Here is a 2,620-nt window from a genome sequence, read left to right as displayed (position 1 = left end):
TGAAACGGTCAATCAGGAAATTAAGACAGGAAATGTAATTGGTTTTCTGGGCTATGGTCAGGAAAGATTAACGATATCTTCTCGCTTTTCTGATAAGAGCAATGATCATTTTTTGCATTATCTTTTACAAAAGGTTCTTCATATCAATCTTACTAGTTTAGATGTAGCTTTGTCGCGTGAAGATAAGCTATATCAACTTTTGATCTATCTCTTCCCCAAGTATCTTCAAGCTGCTATTCGAAAAGGTCTTTATAAGGAATACCAGAGATTTTCTCATAATGACAGTCATGTTAAGGGAGTGATTGATGTAAGAAATCATCTCAAGAAAAATCTTCCTTTCACGGGAAATATTGCCTACACAACGAGAGAGTTCACCTATGATAATCCCCTCATGCAGTTGGTCCGTCACACTATTGAATACATTAAGAACCAGAAAAGCATTGGTCAAGGGGTACTAGATAATCTCTCAACTAGTCGTGAAAACGTAGCTGAAATCGTGCGTGTAACGCCCTCTTATAAACTAGCTGATCGTGCTAAGATTATTAGGGTAAATCAATCTAAACCGATACGTCATGCATACTTTCACGAGTACAGAAAGTTACAAGAACTTTGTCTGATGATCCTAAACCAAGAAAAGCACGGTTTAGGATATCAAGATCAAAAAATTCATGGTATTCTTTTTGATGTTGCCTGGCTTTGGGAAGAGTATGTCCATACCTTGTTGCCAAAAGAGTTCATCCATCCACGAAATAAAGATAAGACGGACGGAATTTCAGTATTTTCTAGTCAAGAAAGAAAAGTATATCCAGATTTTTATCATAAAGAGTTAAAAATAGTTTTAGATGCTAAATATAAAGAACTGGAGTTCACTGAAAAAGGAATCAACCGTGAGGATTTATTCCAGCTGATTTCCTATTCTTATATTTTGAAAGCTGAGAAGGCTGGTCTTGTTTTTCCGAGCAAGGACAAGGTTGTTGATAATGAGATAGGAAAGCTAGCAGGTTATGGAGCTTTGTTGAAGAAATGGTCTATCCAAATTCCTCAGGAGTCTTCATCTTATAGTGAATTTTGTGAAATGCTGGAAAACTCCGAAGAAATATTTAAAAGGAATATTGCTAACGAAGTGGGGAGAAAATAATCTCTCCTCTTTCTTTTATTATTTACACAATAAAAACCGAACAATATATTTTAATTTGTGAAATTATTTGACAGAAACTGTACTTTAGTTTATAATAAATTAAGGAAACGTCGGAAAAGACGTAGTGATGCGAAAGCATAGGTAGGTCATTACAAAAGAAACGAGACATCGATATGTTAAATGAATTTCCAATTTTTGATTACGAAGATATTCAATTGATTCCAAATAAATGTGTGATTAAAAGCCGTGCAGAAGCGGATACAAGTGTCACTCTAGGAAATCATACCTTTAAACTACCTGTTGTACCAGCAAATATGCAGACGATTTTGGATGAAAATGTAGCAGAGCAACTAGCTAAAGGGGGCTACTTCTACATTATGCACCGTTTTGATGAGGAAGGACGCATTCCTTTTATTAAACGCATGCACGAGCAAGGTCTCATTGCTTCTATATCTGTCGGTGTTAAGGACTATGAGTATGATTTTGTTAGCCAGCTCAAGGCTGATGCTCCAGAATACATCACGATTGACATTGCTCATGGTCATGCAGATAGCGTGATTTCTATGATTCAACACATCAAGAAAGAATTGCCAGATACTTTTGTTATTGCTGGAAATGTGGGAACACCAGAAGCTGTACGTGAATTGGAAAATGCGGGTGCGGATGCTACTAAGGTTGGAATCGGTCCTGGTAAGGTTTGTATCACCAAGGTCAAGACTGGTTTTGGTACAGGTGGTTGGCAGTTGGCTGCTCTCCGTTGGTGTGCAAAGGCTGCTCGTAAACCGATTATTGCTGATGGAGGAATTCGTACTCATGGTGATATTGCCAAGTCTATCCGTTTCGGTGCCAGCATGGTCATGATTGGTTCTCTCTTTGCAGGACACATCGAAAGTCCAGGGAAAACGATTGAAGTCGATGGTGAACAGTTCAAAGAATACTACGGTTCAGCTTCTCAATACCAAAAAGGTGCTTATAAAAACGTGGAGGGCAAACGTATCTTGCTTCCTGCCAAAGGTCATCTGCAAGACACTTTAACTGAGATGGAACAAGACCTTCAAAGTGCTATTTCTTATGCAGGTGGACGTCAGGTTGCTGACCTTAAACACGTTGATTATGTTATCGTGAAAAACTCAATCTGGAATGGGGATGCTTCCCACTAAGACAGGCTATATGGCCAGAAAAAAACTTGTTATTAGAGCAAATTTCTGTTATAATAAAACAAGTTTCCACCCTTAGTGTAATGGATATCACGTAAGATTCCGGTTCTTGAGATGGGAGTTCGATTCTCTCAGGGTGGATGACTTAAAATTGGGCTCCTCGGAGTCTTTTTTTGCTCTTTTTTTTGGAGGAAAATGCAATGACAGTAAAATTAATCGCCCATACCTTGATCGAGAAAGACGGGAAGTATTTGCTTATCAAACGCTCGAAAATAAAGCGAGGTCGTCCTAATGTCTATCCATCTTATTGGGATATTCCTGGTGG

2 protein-coding genes, 1 tRNA gene and 1 pseudogene are annotated in these 2,620 nt (G+C 38.3%); all 4 read left to right on the top strand.

Going from position 1 to position 2,620, the window contains the following annotated elements; genetic code table 11:
- The coding region (locus QZ565_RS09275) for a 3-isopropylmalate dehydrogenase (protein WP_295528591.1) at window positions 1-1,138 on the top strand (1,138 nt) is incomplete at its 5' end.
- A gap of 173 nt (window positions 1,139-1,311) precedes the next feature.
- Window positions 1,312-2,298 (top strand): GMP reductase, encoded by a 987-nt coding sequence (locus QZ565_RS09270; protein WP_033688898.1) that lies wholly within the window; start codon window positions 1,312-1,314, stop codon window positions 2,296-2,298.
- A 66-nt stretch (window positions 2,299-2,364) separates the two neighbouring features.
- Window positions 2,365-2,436, top strand: a tRNA-Arg gene (locus tag QZ565_RS09265).
- A gap of 59 nt (window positions 2,437-2,495) precedes the next feature.
- Window positions 2,496-2,620, top strand: a pseudogene (locus QZ565_RS09260) (DNA mismatch repair protein MutT); the annotation flags it as partial.

Source organism: uncultured Streptococcus sp. (genome assembly GCF_915066115.1).
GTDB lineage: Bacteria > Bacillota > Bacilli > Lactobacillales > Streptococcaceae > Streptococcus.
Note: the sequence above shows the minus strand (reverse complement) of the source record. Positions and strands in the feature narration are given on the sequence as shown.